This is a genomic window from Polaromonas sp. P1_G4, from assembly GCF_056405475.1.
Window position 1 is genome coordinate 1 of sequence record NZ_JBFUCA010000697.1, and the last position, 1,755, is coordinate 1,755.

The 1,755-nt window shown below is 61.8% G+C and carries 1 protein-coding gene; it reads right to left on the reverse strand.

The genetic code is table 11. The features are described 5' to 3' along the window. Positions 1 to 1,755, reverse strand: a 1,755-nt coding sequence (locus tag AC1D1X_RS22360) for a vitamin B12 dependent-methionine synthase activation domain-containing protein (protein WP_477699226.1), incomplete at both ends; no start/stop codon positions are given.

Below are 1,755 nucleotides of genomic sequence, written 5' to 3' on the forward strand. Positions count from 1 at the left end.
ATTTTGGCCTGCAGCGCCCGTATATTCAGCGCGAGCAGCTATCAATTCAGGAGCAAGCACCTTGGGCGCGACAAAATCAGCCAGGCAACGGCTGGGGCGCATCACGCCGTGAATCGCGGTTTTTTCGGTTTGCTGGCGCAGGCCGTACCAGGTCATGGCCACTTCGCTGCGCGACTCGTCGGTGTAGATCTCGATGTCGTCACCCACGCTGTTGGCGGGGTACAGCGCCATCACGCCGTTGGCGGTGAGCCAGCGGCCTTCAATCAGGCGCTTGAGCATGCGCTGGGCGTCGGCGTACACGCGCACAGCTTCGGTGCCCACGACTTCGTCCTTCAGGATGGCCGGGAAGGCTCCGGCCAGGTCCCAGGTCTGGAAGAAAGGACCCCAGTCGATGTACTGGGCCAGCTCCGACAGGTCGAAGTTCTTGAACACGCGACGGCCAATGAACTTGGGCACGGGCGGTGTGTAGTGGGCCCAGTCCATTGACGTGGGATTGGCGCGGGCCTTGGCCAGCGGCCACATCGGCACCTGCTTTTTGTTGGCGTGCTGGGTGCGCACCTTGTCGTAGTCGGTATACAGCTCTTCGATGTATCTGGCGGCCTGGTCGGACAGCAGGCTTTGCGCCACGCTCACGCTGCGGGACGCATCGGGCACATACACCACCGGGCCTTCGTAGTGCGGGGAGATCTTGACGGCCGTGTGCACGCGGCTGGTGGTGGCGCCGCCTATCAGCAGCGGGATTTTTTTTATGCGGAAGTGATCGTCTTTCTGCATCTCGGCGGCGACGTACTGCATCTCTTCCAGGCTGGGTGTGATGAGGCCCGACAGGCCGACGATGTCGGCGCCTTCAACCTTGGCGCGCGCCAATATTTCATGGCAGGGCACCATCACGCCCATGTTGACGACTTCAAAGTTGTTGCACTGCAAGACCACCGTCACGATGTTCTTGCCGATGTCGTGCACGTCGCCCTTGACCGTGGCGATGATGATCTTGCCTTTGGTCTTGACGTCGCCGCCGGCGGCTTCGAGCAGCAGCTTTTCGGCTTCGATGTAGGGCAGCAGATGCGCCACGGCCTRCTTCATCACACGGGCGCTTTTCACGACCTGGGGCAAAAACATCTTGCCTTGGCCGAACAGGTCGCCGACGATGTTCATGCCGTCCATCAGCGGGCCTTCAATCACATGCAGCGGCCGGCCGCCCTCTGCAAGGATCTCCTGGTAGACCTCTTCGGTGTCGGTCACGATGTGCTCGTTCATGCCGTGGACCAGCGCGTGCGACAGGCGCTGGCGCACCGGCAGGGCACGCCATTCATTCTTCTTGCTGTCGTCCTTGGCGCCGCTCCTGGCGGTCTCGGCCACTTCGATCAGACGCTCACCGGGCGTGAGTTCGGGCTCACCGGACTTGTAGGCCGGTGTACGGTTGAGCACCACGTCTTCCACACGCTCGCGCAGCACCGGATCGAGGTCGTCATACACGCCGACCATGCCGGCGTTGACGATGCCCATGTCCATACCGGCCTGGATCGCGTGGTACAGGAACACGGTGTGGATGGCTTCACGCACCGGGTCGTTGCCGCGAAAGCTGAAGGACACGTTGGACACACCGCCAGAGACCTTGGCGCCCGGCAGGTTCTGCTTGATCCAGCGCGTGGCGTTGATGAAATCGACCGCGTAGTTGTTGTGCTCTTCGATGCCGGTGGCGATCGCGAAAATGTTCGGGTCGAAGATGATGTCTTCGGGCGGAAAGTCCAGCTC